The organism is Enterobacter sp. E20 (assembly GCF_000801755.2).
GTDB classification, from domain to species: Bacteria; Pseudomonadota; Gammaproteobacteria; order Enterobacterales; family Enterobacteriaceae; genus Enterobacter; species Enterobacter asburiae_B.
In genome coordinates this window covers 4611588-4628011 of the sequence record NZ_CP012999.1, presented here as the reverse complement: position 1 = coordinate 4628011, position 16424 = coordinate 4611588, and the positions used below count along the sequence as shown (strand labels likewise).

Sequence of the window (16424 nt, the reverse complement as noted above, 5' to 3'; positions counted from 1 at the left end):
AAGGTTGAACAAAGGATAAGGCGCGGGCAGGCAGGGCGGATACAGGCCAATTTTGCCAAATACTGGACAAATGTAATGTCCTTAGCGAAGTGCGAGAGCGATCACAATGCTATTTTTTGGCGGTCAGCTCGCTGTGATACTGGCGACGATATTCGGAAGGAGAGCGTTCGGTGTGCTTGCGAAAGAGACGGCAGAAGTAATTGCTGTCTGTAAACCCACAGCGTGCGGCGATATCTTTGATTTTAAGATCGTAGCCTTTCAGCAGCTGGCGCGCGTGTTCGAGTCGCGTTTGGGTCAGGTATTCGTTGAACCCCACGTTGCCAATCTTCTGAAAGAGGTGGGAAAGGTAGTTCGGCGAGACGTAGAACGCCTGCGCGACGGATTCACGGGTTAACGCCGAAGCGTGATGTTCTTCGATGAAGCGGCGAATGGCCTCAAACAGGGCGCGGCTGCGGCTGGCGATGTGGATGTCGCTGCCAAGCAGATCCCGGCAGTGGCTGAGCAAGCTTAATACCACCAGTATCGCGGTCTCTTGCTCATCCGGCTGCATCTGTAATTCGGTTAGCGTCTGCAGAAGAAAAGCACCCGTTCGCGGACCGCGGCGGGCAACCTGGAGCTGCTGCACAAGCGTATTGTCATGCTGTAACTCGATAGTCAGCAGCTGCTTACCGAAATGTATGCTCAGGGCGTTAGACGATGGATGCGTTAAGTGTCCAAAGGATGAAAATATCGCCTCACAGGGGGCATCAAGGGTAATGACGAGGCAGGGAGATGTTCGGGAATGCTGTTCAGACAGCGCTGAGAAATGAATCTGGCCCAGCGGTAGCGTACGGTTTACCAGGTCTGCCAGGATTCGGGTGATATCGGAATGCATGAGAAGACTACCGAAATGTGCCGGGTGGCGCTAACGCTTACCCGGCCTACCAGTCACAGGTCCGGGCAAGCGCGGCGCCGCCGGGCATAGAGTATTAGCCGGTGTTACGCATTCCCGCAGCAACGCCCGCAATCGTCACCATCAGCGCCTGTTCAACGCGCGGATCCGGCTCTTTACCTTCTTCTTCCGCCAGACGCGAACGGTGCAGCAGCTCTGCCTGCAGGACGTTCAGCGGGTCGGTGTAGATGTTACGCAGCTGAATAGACTCGGCAATCCACGGCAGGTCCGCCATCAGATGTGAGTCGTTGGCGATGTCCAGTACCACTTTGATGTCGCCTTCCAGCAGTTCGCGCAGCTCTTTACCCAGCGCCCACAGCTCTGGTTTCACCAGACGCTGGTCGTAGTATTCCGCCAGCCACAGGTCGGCTTTCGAGAAGACCATCTCCAGCATGCCCAGACGGGTAGAGAAGAACGGCCAGTCGCGGCACATGGTTTCCAGTTCGTTCTGTTTACCGTCTTCCACCACTTTTTGCAGTGCGGCACCGGCACCCAGCCAGGCGGGCAGCATCAAACGGTTCTGCGTCCAGGCGAAGATCCACGGGATCGCGCGCAGAGACTCTACGCCACCGGTCGGGCGACGCTTCGCAGGGCGTGAGCCCAGCGGCAGTTTACCCAGCTCCTGCTCAGGCGTGGCCGAGCGGAAGTAAGGAACGAAATCTTTGTTTTCACGCACATAGCCGCGGTACAGATCGCAGGAGATATCAGACAGCTCGTCCATGATATGGCACCAGGATGCTTTCGGCTCCGGCGGTGGCAGCAGGTTTGCTTCCAGGATAGCGCTGGTGTAGAGCGACAGGCTGCTGATGGTCACTTCCGGCAGACCGTACTTGAAGCGGATCATCTCGCCCTGCTCGGTGACGCGCAGACCGCCTTTCAGGCTTCCCGGCGGCTGTGAAAGCAGCGCTGCGTGTGCAGGTGCGCCGCCACGGCCAATCGAGCCACCGCGTCCGTGGAACAGGGTCAGCTCAATACCGGCTTTCTCGCAGGTTTTGATCAGTGCGTCCTGCGCCTGATACTGCGCCCAGGATGCCGCCATCACGCCCGCATCTTTCGCAGAGTCGGAATAGCCAATCATCACCATCTGTTTGCCCTGAATAAAGCCGCGGTACCAGTCGATATTCAGCAGCTGGGTCATGACGTCGTTGGCGTTGTTCAGGTCGTCGAGGGTCTCGAACAGCGGGGCGACCGGCAGAGCGTAGTCGATTCCTGCTTCTTTCAGCAGAAGGTGAACGCCCAGCACGTCGGACGGGGTCTTCGCCATGGAGATCACATAGGCGGCCACCGATCCTTTCGGTGCGTCCACGATCGCTTTACAGGTGTTGAGCACTTCGCGGGTTTCGTTGCTTGGCTCCCAGTTGCGCGGCAGCAGAGGGCGCTTCGAGTTCAGCTCGCGGATCAGGAAGGCCTGTTTGTCGGCTTCGGACCAGCTTTCATAGTCGCCGATGCCGAGATAGCGGGTCAGTTCGCCCAGCGCTTCGGTATGACGGGTACTTTCCTGACGTACGTCGATACGCACCAGCGGCACGCCGAAACACTTCACGCGGCGCAGGGTGTCGAGCAGTTCGCCGTTAGCGATGATGCCCATCCCGCAGGCCTGCAGTGATTTATAACAGGCATACAGCGGCTCCCAGAGCTGTTCGTTCTGGCTGAGCAGACCCTCTGGTTTTGGCAGGCGCTGACCTTTCAGACGCGCTTCCAGCCAGGCCTGAGTGGCCATCAGCTGACCACGCAGTTTCTTCATCAGGAAACGGTACGGCTCGCTGGCGCCTTCTTCTCCGGCCAGCGCGCGCAGTTCCGGCGTCGCTTCAACCATCGACAGCTCGGAGATCAGCACCTGAATGTCTTTCAGGAACAGGTCGGTCGCTTTCCAGCGGCTCAGCAGCAGGACGTGACGGGTGATTTCCGCGGTCACGTTCGGGTTACCGTCGCGGTCGCCGCCCATCCAGGAGGTGAAGCGCACCGGAACAAAGTCGACCGGCAGGCGGTAGCCGAGGTTCTCTTCCAGCTGTTCGTTCAGCTCGCGCAGGTAGTTAGGCACCCCTTCCCACAGGCTGTTTTCCACCACCGCAAAGCCCCATTTGGCTTCGTCGACCGGGCTTGGGCGATGCTTACGAATTTCATCGGTGTGCCAGGACTGGGCAATCAGCTGGCGCAGACGGCGCATCAGCTGGTTACGTTCGTAGTCGGCAATATCTTTATTATCCAACTGCTTCAGACAGTTGTTCACTTCCACCATTTTGTGGATCAGGGTGCGACGGGTAATTTCAGTGGGGTGTGCGGTCAGCACCAGCTCCAGCGAAAGCGACTCCACCGCTTTTTTGATGGTGGCTTCGTTGAGGTCTGGCTGGTCTTTCAGTTTACGCAGGGTGCGGGCAATGACTTCCGGGTTGCTTGCCGCTTCGCCGTTTGGCGAAATGCTGTGGTATTGCTCAGCGGTGTTAGCCAGGTTCAGGAACTGGCTGAATGCGCGTGCAACGGGCAGCAGCTCATCGTTAGAGAGGTTCTGCAAGGTGGTGAGCAGCTCCTGACGACTGGCCTCGTTACCGGCACGGGAAGATTTAGACAGCTTGCGGATGGTTTCAACGCGGTCGAGGATGTTCTCCCCCAACGCGTCTTTGATGGTATCTCCAAGCACTTTGCCGAGCATACTGACATTACTACGCAACGCGGAATATTGTTCGTTCATAAAAACCCAGTCACCCCATCATTTTTGTTTATGCCCAGGCGAAAATCATCTGGACATTATTTTGTCATCTCCCTTTATAAAGCCACGTAAAACCCCCGTCGTCAATTGCTGCGAAAACGGTTCAGCAAACGAATAAATGCGGGCAATTTACGAAATTTAATTCGCATTGCGTCAGATAAGAGATGCTTATGGGAATGTGACGGAGATCATGCGATTTGTTGGCCTCACCCTGACCCTCTCCCACTGGGAGAGGGGACTCTTCGGTGCGGTTTTAATGCCAGCAGAAGTGATGCACAACCTGGGTAATCAGTTCGCGGGTTGGCTTGATGAAGCGGGTTTCCAGATATTCATCCGGCTGGTGGGCCTGGTTGATGGAGCCGGGGCCCAGGACCAGCGTAGGGCAAAGCGTCTGAATAAACGGCGCTTCGGTGCAGTAGTTCACCACGTCGGTTTTCTCACCGAGCAGCTTTTCCACCACTTCAACCAGCTGATGATCCGGCGGGCACTCGTAACCCGGGATCGGCGGATGCAGTTCGGAGACCGTCAGGCGGCCCGGCCAGCGCTCGCTCACCGGAGCCAGCGCTTCATTCAGCAGGCCGTCGAGATCGCTGAGGGTCATGCCCGGCAGCGGGCGGATGTCCATATGCAGTTCGCAGCAGGCGCAGATGCGGTTGGAGGCATCACCGCCGTGCAGGCTGCCGAGGTTAAGCGTCGGATACGGCACGGTGAACGCGTCGTAGTGATAGCGCTCTTTCAGATCGTCGCGCAGGGTCATGATGCGGCCGATGGCGTCATGCATCAGCTCGATGGCGTTCACGCCGCGCGCCGGATCGCTGGAGTGGCCGGACTGACCCAGCACGCGCACGGCCGTAGAGATATGGCCTTTATGCGCGCGGATCGGCTGCAGAGACGTCGGCTCGCCGATGATCGCGCAATCCGGGCGAATCGACGTATTTTCAGAGAAGTAGCGCGCGCCCGCCATGCTGGTTTCTTCGTCGGCGGTCGCCAGGATGTAGAGCGGTTTTTTCAGCTTCGTCACGTCCACGTCACGCAGCGCGTCGAGGATAAAGGCGAAGAAGCCTTTCATGTCGGCGGTGCCCAGACCATAGAGCTTGTTGTCGTGCTCGGTCAGGGTGAACGGATCGCGCGTCCAGCGGCCATCGTCAAACGGCACGGTGTCGGTATGGCCGGCCAGCAGCAGGCCGCCCGCACCGGTTCCGGTGCTGGCGAGCAGGTTAAATTTGTGGCGTGTTCCGGGAACGGGCTGAACCTCAACGTTAAACCCAAGATCGCTAAACCAACCCGCCAGCAGATTGATTAAAGACTCATTGCTCTGATCCAGCGCTTCTTCCGTTGCGCTGATGGACGGAGTGGCAATCAGGGCGCGGTAGATCTCGATAAATGGCGGTAAGTTCATTTTCATTGTTGACACACCTTAGGTCGTGATAGTATCAATATTCATGCAATAAATGTGAATAAAAATACATTAACGTTGAGCATAAAGGAACCCGATGTTGAATACGCTGATTGTAGGCGCTAGCGGTTATGCGGGCGCAGAGCTTGTAAGCTACGTGAATCGCCATCCACATATGACCATAACCGCTTTGACCGTGTCAGCGCAAAGCAATGATGCAGGAAAGTTAATTTCCGATTTGCATCCGCAGCTTAAGGGCTTGGTCGATCTGCCGCTGCAGCCCATGTCTGACATCAGCGAGTTTACCGACGGCGTCGACGTGGTGTTTTTAGCCACCGCGCACGAGGTCAGCCACGACCTGGCGCCGCAGTTCCTGGCGGCTGGCTGCGTGGTCTTTGACCTTTCCGGCGCGTTCCGCGTGAACGACGGCGCATTTTATGAAAAATATTACGGTTTCACCCATCAGCATCCGGATCTGCTGGAAAAAGCGGTGTACGGACTGGCGGAGTGGAGCGCAGATAAACTGCAAGAAGCGGACCTGATTGCCGTTCCGGGCTGCTACCCGACGGCGGCGCAGCTTTCCCTGAAGCCGCTGATCGACGCAGGCCTGCTGGATCTGAGCCAGTGGCCGGTGATCAACGCCACCAGCGGCGTGAGCGGTGCAGGACGCAAGGCCGCTATTTCCAACAGCTTCTGCGAAGTGAGCCTTCAGCCGTATGGCGTGTTTAATCACCGTCATCACCCTGAAATCACAACGCATCTGGGCGCGGACGTCATTTTCACGCCGCATCTGGGCAGCTTCCCGCGCGGTATCCTCGAAACCATTACCTGCCGCCTGAAACCGGGCGTGACCAAAGAGCAGGTGAACGAGGCCTTCACGCAGGCGTATGCGGATAAACCACTGGTGCGCCTGTACGATAAAGGCGTGCCGGCGCTGAAAAACGTGGTCGGCCTGCCGTTCTGCGACATCGGCTTTGCCGTGCAGGGCGAGCATCTCATCGTTGTCGCCGCAGAAGATAACTTACTCAAAGGCGCTGCCGCACAGGCAATGCAGTGTGCAAATATTCGTTTCGGTTTCCCGGAAACGCAGGCTCTTATTTAAGGTGTGATGATGAACCCATTAATTATCAAACTCGGTGGTGTACTGCTGGACAGCGAAGAAGCGCTGGAGCGTCTGTTTACCGCGCTGGTGAACTATCGCGAATCACACCAGCGTCCGCTGGTGATTGTGCACGGCGGCGGCTGCGTGGTGGATGAGCTGATGAAAGGGCTCAACCTGCCGGTGAAAAAGAAGAACGGCCTGCGCGTCACGCCTGCTGACCAGATTGACATCATTACCGGTGCGCTGGCGGGTACGGCGAACAAAACGCTGCTGGCGTGGGCGAAGAAACACCACATCGCGTCCGTCGGCCTCTATCTGGGCGATGGCGACAGCGTAAAAGTGACCCAGCTCGACGAAGAGCTCGGCCACGTTGGACTGGCGCAGCCGGGTTCGCCTAAGCTGATTAACACGCTGCTGGAAGGAGGTTTCCTGCCGGTGGTGAGCTCTATCGGCGTGACCGAAGAGGGCGAGCTGATGAACGTCAACGCTGACCAGGCGGCGACGGCACTGGCGGCAACGCTGGGTGCGGATCTGATCCTGCTCTCCGACGTGAGCGGCATTCTGGACGGCAAAGGCCAGCGCATTGCGGAAATGACGGCTGAGAAAGCCGAGCAGCTGATTGCCCAGGGCATTATTACCGACGGCATGATCGTCAAAGTGAACGCCGCGCTGGATGCCGCACGCACGCTGGGCCGCCCGGTGGATATCGCCTCCTGGCGTCACGCGGAACAACTGCCGGCGCTGTTTAACGGCACGCCGATTGGCACGCGTATTCTGGCGTAATCGATTTAATGTTTTGTAGGCCCGGTAAGCGCAGCGCCACCGGGCAATGAAATTCAAAGATATTTAAGGAAGCATGTTATGGCACTTTGGGGTGGGCGTTTTACACAGGCAGCGGATCAGCGGTTCAAACAGTTCAACGACTCTTTGCGCTTCGACTACCGCCTGGCCGAACAGGATATTGTCGGCTCTGTGGCCTGGTCCAAGGCGCTGGTGACGGTGGGCGTACTGACCGCAGATGAACAATTACAGCTGGAAGAAGCGCTGAACAATCTGCTGGAAGAGGTGCGTCTTAACCCGCAGCAGATCCTCGAAAGCGATGCTGAAGATATTCACAGCTGGGTGGAAGGTAAACTTATCGACAAAGTCGGCCAGCTGGGTAAAAAGCTGCATACCGGCCGCAGCCGTAACGACCAGGTTGCCACCGATCTGAAGCTGTGGTGTAAAGATACCGTTGGCGAACTGCTGGCGGCTAACCGCCAGCTGCAGAGTGCGCTGGTGGAGACCGCGCAGAACAACCAGGACGCGGTGATGCCGGGTTATACCCACCTGCAGCGCGCCCAACCGGTGACCTTCGCTCACTGGTGTCTGGCCTACGTCGAGATGCTGGCGCGTGACGAAAGCCGTCTGCAGGATACCCTGAAGCGTCTGGACGTCAGCCCGCTGGGCAGCGGCGCGCTGGCCGGTACGGCGTATGAAATCGACCGTGAACAGCTGGCAGGCTGGCTGGGCTTTGCTTCCGCCACCCGTAACAGCCTGGACAGCGTGTCCGACCGCGACCACGTGCTGGAGCTGCTCTCCAATGCGTCTATCGGAATGGTGCATCTGTCGCGCTTTGCCGAAGACCTGATCTTCTTTAACTCTGGCGAAGCGGGCTTCGTCGAGCTCTCCGACCGCGTGACCTCAGGCTCCTCCCTGATGCCGCAGAAGAAAAACCCGGACGCGCTGGAGCTGATCCGCGGCAAATGTGGCCGCGTGCAGGGCGCGCTGACCGGCATGATGATGACCCTGAAAGGGCTGCCGCTGGCGTATAACAAAGACATGCAGGAAGACAAAGAAGGGCTGTTCGACGCGCTCGACACCTGGCTGGACTGTCTGCATATGGGCGCCCTGGTGCTGGACGGCATTCAGGTGAAACGTCCGCGCTGCCAGGAAGCGGCGCAGCAGGGCTATGCGAACTCTACCGAACTGGCGGATTATCTGGTGGCGAAAGGCGTACCTTTCCGTGAAGCGCACCACATTGTGGGTGAAGCGGTGGTGGAAGCCATTCGTCAGGGTAAACCGCTGGAAGATCTGGCGCTGGCCGACCTGCAGAAGTTCAGCGCGGTTATCGGGGATGATGTGTATCCGATCCTTGCGCTGCAGTCTTGCCTGGATAAACGTGCCGCGAAAGGCGGCGTGTCGCCTAAGCAGGTGGCGCAGGCGATAGCGGATGCGAAAAACCGGTTGGTTTGATTTGGTTTGAACAGTGCGGGCTGGTGCCCTCTCCCACGGGGAGAGGGAGCAAACACTAAAAATGGCAACTTCGGTTGCCATTTTGCTTTTATCCCCGGGCTTTTTTACGCAAAAAAAAAGCGGACCACGGGGTCCGCAAAAGTTCACGTTGGCTTTAGTTGTTCGAGTTTTGAGAGAAACTCGCTGACGGTGCGGGGACGTCAAGGGTCAAACACGTGCCGCCTCGTCTATGTGGTGTATTATTCAACAGAATGCTTGATAGGGATAATCGTTCGTTGCTATGCTATCTATCGCCATGAACTATCGTGGCGACGGAGGATGAATAATGAATATTCGTGATCTTGAATACCTGGTAGCGTTAGCCGAGCATCGTCACTTTCGCCGCGCGGCAGATTCCTGCCACGTCAGCCAGCCCACGCTGAGCGGTCAGATCCGCAAGCTGGAAGACGAGCTGGGCGTGATGCTGCTGGAGCGCACCAGTCGTAAGGTTCTGTTCACACAGGCAGGTCTTCTGCTGGTGGATCAGGCGCGCACCGTGCTGCGCGAGGTCAAAGTGCTCAAGGAAATGGCAAGCCAGCAGGGGGAGGCGATGTCCGGCCCGCTGCATATCGGCCTGATCCCAACCGTTGGCCCGTACCTGTTGCCGCACATCATTCCGATGCTGCACCAGACGTTCCCGAAACTCGAAATGTACCTGCATGAAGCGCAAACCCATCAGCTGCTCGCGCAGTTAGACAGCGGCAAGCTCGACTGCGCCATTCTGGCGCTGGTGAAAGAGAGTGAAGCCTTTATTGAAGTGCCGCTGTTTGATGAGCCGATGATGCTGGCGATCTATGAAGATCACCCGTGGGCGAACCGCGATCGCGTACCGATGGCCGATCTGGCCGGTGAAAAGCTGCTGATGCTGGAAGATGGCCACTGCCTGCGCGATCAGGCGATGGGCTTTTGCTTCGAAGCGGGTGCGGATGAGGATACCCATTTCCGCGCAACCAGCCTGGAAACGCTGCGTAATATGGTCGCGGCGGGAAGCGGTATTACGCTGCTGCCTGCGCTGGCCGTACCGCGCGAGCGTAAACGTGATGGCGTGGTTTATCTGCCGTGCATTAAGCCGGAGCCGCGTCGCACTATCGGCCTGGTGTATCGTCCGGGTTCACCGCTGCGCAGCCGCTATGAGCAGCTGGCAGAGGCCATCCGTGGTTCGATGGATGGCCATTTTGACAGCGCGTTAAAACAGGCGGTTTAAGCCGTTCAGCGCGGCTACCCGATAGGCTTCCGCCATGGTCGGGTAGTTAAAGGTGGTGTTAACGAAGTACTCAATGGTGTTACCACCGCCTTTCTGCTCCATTATCGCCTGGCCGATATGAATGATTTCCGCCGCGCGTTCACCAAAGCAGTGAATGCCGAGGATCTCTTTGGTCTCGCGATGGAACAGGATCTTCAGCGTTCCCACGCTCATCCCCACGATTTGCGCCCGCGCCAGATGTTTAAACTGGGCACGTCCCACCTCGTAAGGCACCTTCATTGACGTCAGCTGCTGCTCGGTTTTCCCGACTGAACTGATTTCCGGGATGGTATAGATCCCCGTCGGAATATCTTCGATCAGGTGCGCCGTCGCTTCGCCTTTTACCAGCGCCTGTGCGGCGATGCGTCCCTGGTCGTAAGCAGCTGAGGCCAGGCTTGGGTAGCCAATCACGTCGCCGACCGCGTAAACGTGCGGCAGGGCGGTCTGATACATGCTGTTGACCTTCAGCTGACCGCGGCTGTCGGTTTCAAGCCCGATATTTTCCAGCTGCAGTGAATCGGTGTTGCCGGTACGACCGTTGGCGTACAGCAGACAGTCTGCTTTCAGCTTCTTACCGGACTTCAGGTGCATGATCACCCCGTCGTCGCAGCCTTCGATCTTCTCGTACTCTTCGTTGTGGCGAATCACCACGCCGCTGTTCCAGAAGTGGTAGGAGAGAGAGTCCGACATCTCCTGATCGAGGAACGCCAGCAGGCGGTCACGGGTGTTGATCAGGTCAACTTTGACGTCCATTCCGCGGAAGATCGACGCATATTCGCAACCAATGACCCCTGCACCATAGATAATGACGTGGCGAGGCTCATGGTGCAGGCTCAGAATCGAGTCGCTGTCGTAGACGCGCGGATGCGAGAAGTCCACGTCGGCCGGATGGTAAGGGCGTGAGCCGCAGGCGATCACAAATTTTTCAGCCGTGATGGTTTCAACCGAACCGTCGTGGCATTCGAGTGCCAGGGTGTGTTCATCCACAAAATGCGCGTTGCCCTGCAAAATTTCACAGTGGTTACGCTCATAAAATCCCTGACGCATGCGTGTCTGCTGGTTAATAACGGTATCCGCGTGATTCAGGATGTCAGCAAAGGATGAACGAAGAAGTCGGGAGTGGTCGCTGTAAAGAGGGTTCTGGTTAAATTCGATAATGCGGCTAACGGCGTGGCGGAGGGCTTTCGAAGGGATGGTGCCCCAGTGGGTGCAACCGCCGCCGACATTATGGTAGCGCTCGATGACCGCTACTCTGGCTCCCTGTTTCACCAGACCCATAGCAGCACCTTCGCCGCCGGGGCCGGAACCAATAACTATTGCGTCGTAATCGTAGGAATGTGGCATGGTAAGGCTTACCTGTTCTTATACATAAAAGCAACAGAATCATAACATCATTGGCAGGGTAACCCAATTATCGTTGTGCTTTTTTCCGGCAGTGGAGCACAAACCGCACGTAAACAATCATTCACAAAGCCAGGCAAACAGATTAATTTTATTCTCTGGTATAGTGCCATCAGGCCTTTGGAAGGATTCAACTATCGTGATGGGCGTAAGAGCACAACAAAAAGAGAAAACCCGGCGTTCGCTGGTGGAAGCCGCATTCAGTCAACTGAGTGCTGAGCGGAGTTTTGCCAGTTTGAGCCTGCGCGAAGTCGCACGCGAGGCCGGGATTGCGCCAACGTCCTTCTATCGTCATTTCCGTGATGTGGATGAACTGGGCCTGACCATGGTCGACGAGAGCGGTCTGATGCTGCGCCAGCTGATGCGCCAGGCGCGTCAGCGTATCGCCAAAGGGGGCAGCGTGATCCGCACCTCCGTATCGACCTTTATGGAATTTATCGGCAATAATCCCAACGCGTTTCGTCTGCTTCTGCGCGAGCGTTCGGGCACATCGGCGGCGTTTCGTGCCGCCGTCGCGCGTGAAATTCAGCACTTCATCGCGGAACTTGCCGACTATCTTGAACTCGAAAACCATATGCCGCGTGCGTTTACTGAAGCACAGGCCGAGGCGATGGTGACGATTGTTTTCAGCGCGGGTGCCGAAGCGCTGGATGTCAGCATTGAACAACGCAAACAGCTCGAAGAGCGGCTGGTATTGCAGCTCAGGATGATCTCCAAAGGCGCGTACTACTGGTATCGCCGTGAACAAGAGAAACTGGCACATCAAACCGAAGAGTGAAGGTGAGTAATGAAACAGTCAGGTCAGGATAAAGGGACGCTGTTGCTGGCATTGATCGCTGGCTTATCCATTAATGGTACGTTTGCCGCTATTTTTAGCTCAATTGTTCCATTTTCGATTTTCCCGCTTATTGCGCTGGTGCTGACGGTTTACTGCCTGCATCAACGTTACCTGAACCGCACCATGCCGGTGGGGTTACCGGGGCTGGCCGCTGCCTGCTTTATTCTGGGCGTATTGCTGTATAGCACGGTGGTTCGCGCGGAGTATCCGGATATCGGCTCTAACTTCTTCCCTGCGGTACTGTCTGTGGCGCTGGTGTTCTGGATTGGCTCGCGCATGCGTAGCCGTAAGAGCCAGTTACCGGAGTAATGAATTATTTGTAGGGCAGGTAAGCGAAGCGCCACCTGCCAAAAACGCCGGATGGCGCTACGCTTATCCGGCCTACAGATCACCGTGCGGTAAGTAAAACGCCGCACTCCATATGGTGCGTATATGGGAACTGATCGAACAGCGCCAGACGTTCAACCTTGTGCGTCTGGCCTAATGTTTCGAGGTTCTTGCACAGCGTCTCCGGGTTACAGGAGATGTACAAAATACGCGGGTACGCCTGAACCATCTTCTCGGTTTCGCTGTCCAGGCCACTGCGCGGCGGGTCGACAAAAATCGTCTCACACTGGTAGCTTTTCAAATCGATCCCTTCCAGGCGGTTAAACTGGCGTACGCCGTTCATGGCCTGCGTGAACTCTTCCGCGGCCATACGAATGATCTGCACGTTATCGATATGGTTAGCAGCGATGTTGTACTGCGCGGCAGCCACCGACGGCTTGGCGATTTCCGTTGCCAGAACGCGATCGAAATTACGCGCCAGCGCCAGCGAGAAGTTGCCGTTACCGCAGTAGAGCTCAAGCAGATCGCCCGTTGACCCTTCCGTCGCCTTCAGCGCCCACTCCAGCATCTGCACGTTCATCGCAGCGTTTGGCTGGGTGAAGCTGTTCTCGACCTGACGATACACCATCTCTTTACCTGCCACCGGCAGGCGCTCGTCGATGTAGTCCTGATCCAGCATGATTTTGGTTTTTGTCGCGCGGCCAATCAGGTGAACGTTGATGTTCTGCGCGCGCAGCGCATCGCGCAGCGCTTCTGCCTGCTCGCGCCACTCGTCATTGAGCGCTTTGTGGTACAGCAGGGAGACAATCGCCTGATTGCTTTGCGTGGTCAGGTAGTCAATCTGGAACAGCTTGTTACGCAGTACCGGATTGTTGCGCACGCCGTCCATCATCAGCGTCATCAACTGGTTAATGAGCTCGCTCGCTGCCGGAAAGCTGTCCACGCGAATACGGGACTTCGTCTGCTGATCGAAAATGATGTGGTACAGGTCGTCGCCGTCGTGCCAGATGCGGAATTCGGCGCGCATGCGGTAGTGGCTGACGGGAGAGCGGAACACCTCGGGAACGGGCGCGTTGAAAGGCGTCATCATACTTTGCAGGCGGACGACTTTCTCTGCCAGCTGCGCGTCGTACTGTTCTGTCGGGAGGTGTTCTGGGGTCATGATGCGTCCTGAGTGATAAAGAATTACGCGGGGATTGTAGGCATTGTTCAGGGGATGTCCAGATTTAATGGGCAATAGCTGTCTGGACATCCATACGTGTCTAATTGTAGCATTCTGTTTCCGGTCTCCTGAGAGTGAAAAGGGAATCCAGTGTAAATCTGGAGCTGACGCGCAGCGGTAAAGTCTGGCGGGATGAGTGTTGTAGACACTGTGAAAATGGGAAGTCTTCATCCTTATATAGCCACCTAGCCCGAAGACCTGCCGGGATCACGTCGCATTTGGTTTCATCATCGCGTGCTATCGATGAGGCCTGCGGCATCCTTCTTATATTGTGGATGCTTTAACAATGATTAAAAAAGTATCGCTGTTGACGGCGTTGTCCGTCACGGCATTTTCGGGCTGGGCGCAGGATAGCGCCGACTCGTTGGTGGTGACGGCAAATCGTTTTGAACAACCTGAAAAAACTATTCTGGCTGCAACCTCCGTTGTTACGCGTGCCGATATTGACCGTTGGCAATCAACCTCAGTCCTTGATGTTATGCGTCGCCTGCCCGGCGTGGATACGGCGCAAAATGGCGGGATGGGGCAACTCTCTTCTCTCTTTATACGTGGCACCAACTCCAGCCATGTCCTGATCCTTGTTGATGGGATCCGCCTTAACCAGGCGGGCGTTACGGGGTCGTCCGATCTCAGCCAGTTCCCGATCTCCCTGGTGCAGCGTATCGAATATGTTCGTGGACCGCGTTCGGCGGTATACGGCTCGGACGCGATTGGCGGAGTCGTAAACATTATTACCACTCGCGCGAAGGACGGTACCACGCTGAATGCAGGTGTAGGGTCGCATGGTTACCAGAATTATGGCGGCAGTACTCAGCAAACATTGGGCGACAGCACGCGCGTCACGCTTGCGGGTGATTACACCTATACCAAAGGGTTTGATGTGGTTGCGGACGGCAACAATGGTGGCCTTGCCCAGACCGATCGCGACGGCTTTATGAATAAAACGCTCTATGGTGCACTGGATCACGCATTCTCGGAGCAGTGGAGCGGATTTGTTCGCGGCTTTGGCTACAGCAACCGTACTGCCTACGACGGTTACTACAGTTCATTTACCCCTGACGTACTGGTCGATACCCGCCAGCTCTATAGTCAGACCTGGGATGCAGGATTGCGCTTCAACGATGACATCTTCCATTCACAGCTGCTCACCAGCTATAGTCACAGCAAGGACTATAACTACGACCCAAATTTGGGCCGCTACGATTCGACAGCCACACTGGATGAAATCAAGCAGTACAACGTCCAGTGGCTGAACTCCGTTGATGTTGGCCATGGAAACATTGGCGCGGGCGTTGACTGGCAGAAGCAGAGCACCGAGCCGGGTACAAACTACGTGACCAACGGCTACGACCTGCGTAACACCGGCGTTTACCTGACCGGGTTGCAGCAGTTTGGTGACTTCACTCTGGAAGGAGCGGTTCGCAGCGATGACAACTCTCAGTTCGGTCGCCATGGCACCTGGCAAAGTAGTGCGGCCTGGGAGTTCGTGGAGGGTTACCGCTTCGTTGCTTCTTATGGTACGGCCTATAAAGCACCGAATCTGGGTCAACTCTATGGTTTCTATGGCAATGACCATCTTGATCCCGAAGAGAGCAAGCAGTGGGAAGGTGCGTTTGAAGGCCTGACGGCCGGCGTGAGCTGGCGCGTTTCCGGCTACCGTAATGACGTCGATAATCTCATCGACTTCGATAATAACCTTCAGCAATATTACAACGTCGGTAAAGCGCGCATTAAAGGTGTGGAAGCGACAGCATCGTTTGATACGGGTCCGTTGACGCATACTGTTGGCTACGATTATGTGGATGCCCGCAATGCCGCAACCAACGAACTTCTGGACCGTCGTGCTAAACAGCAGGTGAAATATCAGCTCGACACGCAGATCTATGATTTCGACTGGAGCCTGACTTATCACTATCTCGGTACGCGTTACGACACTGACTTTGGTGCTTATCCGTCTGAGAAAGTAAAAATGGGCGGTGTCAGCCTGTGGGATGTCGCAGTTTCGTATCCTGTCACCTCACATCTCACAGTTCGTGGTAAAATAGCCAACCTGTTCGATAAAGATTACGAGACAGTTTATGGCTACCAAACTGCAGGACGGGAATACACCTTGTCTGGCAGCTACACCTTCTAATCCGCGTCCCACCGTGCTGGTGTTTGATTCCGGCGTCGGTGGGCTTTCGGTCTATGATGAGATTCGGCATCTCCTGCCGGATCTCCATTACATCTACGCCTTCGATAACGTCGCTTTCCCGTATGGGGAAAAGAGCGAAGATTTTATTGTTGAGCGTGTGGTTGAAATCGTCACCGCGGTACAAAAGCGCTATCCCCTTGCGCTGGCCGTCATCGCCTGTAATACGGCGAGCACCGTTTCTCTTCCCGCCCTGCGTGAAAAATTCCAGTTCCCGGTTGTGGGCGTCGTTCCTGCAATAAAGCCAGCCGCGCGCCTGACGGCGAACGGCATTGTGGGTCTGCTGGCAACGCGAGGCACGGTAAAGCGTCCTTATACCCGCGAGCTGATCGACCGTTTTGCCAACGAATGCCAGATTGCGATGCTGGGTTCGGCTGAGCTGGTGGAGATGGCTGAAGCGAAGCTGCATGGAAAGGCTGTATCACTCGACGAGCTGCGTCGTATTCTTCGTCCGTGGCTGCGGATGCCAGAGCCTCCGGATACCGTTGTGCTGGGCTGTACTCACTTCCCGCTATTACAGGAAGAGCTATTAGAGGTATTGCCGGAGGGGACGCGCCTGGTGGATTCCGGTGCGGCTATCGCCCGTCGTACGGCCTGGCTGCTGGAGCATGAAGCGCCAGATGCGAAATCTACCGATGCGAATATCGCGTTTTGTATGGCCATCACGAAAGAGACTGAGCAACTTTTACCCGTTTTACGCCGTTATGGCTTTGAAACGCTCGAAAAACTGGCGCTGTAGCACGGTTTTGAGCAAAAAAGAGACGGTTGAAAGTTTTTTTTAAAAGAGGGGTT

General features: G+C 56.3%; 13 protein-coding genes and 1 riboswitch. Of the genes, 8 read left to right on the top strand and 5 right to left on the bottom strand.

The window, feature by feature from the left end:
* Positions 1-109: 109 nt before the first annotated feature.
* The 3 genes from NI40_RS21645 to argE all read right to left on the bottom strand — a co-directional run bounded on the left by NI40_RS21645 (position 110) and on the right by argE (position 5043).
* Positions 110-874 (bottom strand): helix-turn-helix transcriptional regulator, encoded by a 765-nt coding sequence (locus NI40_RS21645; RefSeq protein ID WP_039264226.1) that lies wholly within the window; start codon positions 872-874, stop codon positions 110-112.
* A gap of 94 nt (positions 875-968) precedes the next feature.
* Positions 969-3620 carry a phosphoenolpyruvate carboxylase gene (ppc, locus tag NI40_RS21640; protein WP_023309665.1) on the bottom strand — a complete coding sequence of 884 codons (2652 nt, stop codon included), beginning with the start codon at positions 3618-3620 and terminating at the stop codon, positions 969-971.
* A gap of 271 nt (positions 3621-3891) precedes the next feature.
* Entirely contained in the window at positions 3892-5043 is a 1152-nt protein-coding gene (gene argE, locus NI40_RS21635; protein WP_023309677.1) for an acetylornithine deacetylase, read from the bottom strand.
* 88 nt (positions 5044-5131) lie between these two features.
* Between argE and argC the strand changes: the two genes are divergently transcribed.
* The 4 genes from argC to oxyR all read left to right on the top strand — a co-directional run bounded on the left by argC (position 5132) and on the right by oxyR (position 9614).
* Positions 5132-6136: an N-acetyl-gamma-glutamyl-phosphate reductase gene (gene argC / locus NI40_RS21630; protein ID WP_039264228.1), complete on the top strand. Its 1005-nt coding sequence runs from the start codon at positions 5132-5134 to the stop codon at positions 6134-6136.
* Positions 6137-6142: 6 nt separating this feature from the next.
* Positions 6143-6919, top strand: coding sequence for an acetylglutamate kinase (gene argB, locus NI40_RS21625; protein WP_090420882.1), 777 nt, complete (start codon positions 6143-6145; stop codon positions 6917-6919).
* Between the two features lie 78 nt (positions 6920-6997).
* Positions 6998-8371, top strand: a complete 1374-nt coding sequence (gene argH / locus NI40_RS21620; RefSeq protein ID WP_039264229.1) for an argininosuccinate lyase — start codon at positions 6998-7000, stop codon at positions 8369-8371.
* 325 nt (positions 8372-8696) lie between these two features.
* Positions 8697-9614 carry a DNA-binding transcriptional regulator OxyR gene (oxyR, locus tag NI40_RS21615; RefSeq protein ID WP_023309664.1) on the top strand — a complete coding sequence of 306 codons (918 nt, stop codon included), beginning with the start codon at positions 8697-8699 and terminating at the stop codon, positions 9612-9614.
* On the opposite strand, the gene sthA is transcribed toward oxyR, so the two are convergent.
* On the bottom strand, positions 9597-10997 hold the full coding sequence (sthA, locus tag NI40_RS21610) for a Si-specific NAD(P)(+) transhydrogenase (RefSeq protein WP_008501785.1): 1401 nt from the start codon (positions 10995-10997) through the stop codon (positions 9597-9599). The genes oxyR and sthA overlap by 18 nt on opposite strands.
* A gap of 196 nt (positions 10998-11193) precedes the next feature.
* Between sthA and fabR the strand changes: the two genes are divergently transcribed.
* Positions 11194-11832 carry an HTH-type transcriptional repressor FabR gene (gene fabR, locus NI40_RS21605; RefSeq protein WP_008501784.1) on the top strand — a complete coding sequence of 213 codons (639 nt, stop codon included), beginning with the start codon at positions 11194-11196 and terminating at the stop codon, positions 11830-11832.
* 9 nt (positions 11833-11841) lie between these two features.
* Positions 11842-12201: a YijD family membrane protein gene (locus NI40_RS21600; RefSeq protein WP_008501783.1), complete on the top strand. Its 360-nt coding sequence runs from the start codon at positions 11842-11844 to the stop codon at positions 12199-12201.
* A 79-nt stretch (positions 12202-12280) separates the two neighbouring features.
* On the opposite strand, the gene trmA is transcribed toward NI40_RS21600, so the two are convergent.
* Entirely contained in the window at positions 12281-13381 is a 1101-nt protein-coding gene (gene trmA, locus NI40_RS21595) for a tRNA (uridine(54)-C5)-methyltransferase TrmA (RefSeq protein ID WP_039264231.1), read from the bottom strand.
* Positions 13382-13485: 104 nt separating this feature from the next.
* Positions 13486-13661, top strand: a riboswitch (cobalamin riboswitch).
* 66 nt (positions 13662-13727) lie between these two features.
* On the opposite strand from trmA, the gene btuB reads away from it, so the two are divergent.
* Positions 13728-15575 (top strand): TonB-dependent vitamin B12 receptor BtuB, encoded by a 1848-nt coding sequence (btuB, locus tag NI40_RS21590; protein ID WP_039264233.1) that lies wholly within the window; start codon positions 13728-13730, stop codon positions 15573-15575.
* Positions 15520-16371, top strand: coding sequence for a glutamate racemase (murI, locus tag NI40_RS21585; RefSeq protein ID WP_023309660.1), 852 nt, complete (start codon positions 15520-15522; stop codon positions 16369-16371). The genes btuB and murI overlap by 56 nt, the downstream gene beginning before the upstream one ends.
* The last annotated feature ends 53 nt before the right edge of the window (positions 16372-16424 follow it).

What these genes read in the sequence shown, in the direction of transcription:
- NI40_RS21645 (WP_039264226.1), bottom strand. Translation starts at nt 874, where the DNA reads ATGCATTCCGATATCACCCGAATCCTGGCAGACCTGGTAAACCGTACG.
- ppc (WP_023309665.1), bottom strand. Translation starts at nt 3,620, where the DNA reads ATGAACGAACAATATTCCGCGTTGCGTAGTAATGTCAGTATGCTCGGC.
- argE (WP_023309677.1), bottom strand. Translation starts at nt 5,043, where the DNA reads ATGAAAATGAACTTACCGCCATTTATCGAGATCTACCGCGCCCTGATT.
- argC (WP_039264228.1), top strand. Translation starts at nt 5,132, where the DNA reads ATGTTGAATACGCTGATTGTAGGCGCTAGCGGTTATGCGGGCGCAGAG.
- argB (WP_090420882.1), top strand. Translation starts at nt 6,143, where the DNA reads ATGATGAACCCATTAATTATCAAACTCGGTGGTGTACTGCTGGACAGC.
- argH (WP_039264229.1), top strand. Translation starts at nt 6,998, where the DNA reads ATGGCACTTTGGGGTGGGCGTTTTACACAGGCAGCGGATCAGCGGTTC.
- oxyR (WP_023309664.1), top strand. Translation starts at nt 8,697, where the DNA reads ATGAATATTCGTGATCTTGAATACCTGGTAGCGTTAGCCGAGCATCGT.
- sthA (WP_008501785.1), bottom strand. Translation starts at nt 10,997, where the DNA reads ATGCCACATTCCTACGATTACGACGCAATAGTTATTGGTTCCGGCCCC.
- NI40_RS21600 (WP_008501783.1), top strand. Translation starts at nt 11,842, where the DNA reads ATGAAACAGTCAGGTCAGGATAAAGGGACGCTGTTGCTGGCATTGATC.
- trmA (WP_039264231.1), bottom strand. Translation starts at nt 13,381, where the DNA reads ATGACCCCAGAACACCTCCCGACAGAACAGTACGACGCGCAGCTGGCA.
- btuB (WP_039264233.1), top strand. Translation starts at nt 13,728, where the DNA reads ATGATTAAAAAAGTATCGCTGTTGACGGCGTTGTCCGTCACGGCATTT.
- murI (WP_023309660.1), top strand. Translation starts at nt 15,520, where the DNA reads ATGGCTACCAAACTGCAGGACGGGAATACACCTTGTCTGGCAGCTACA.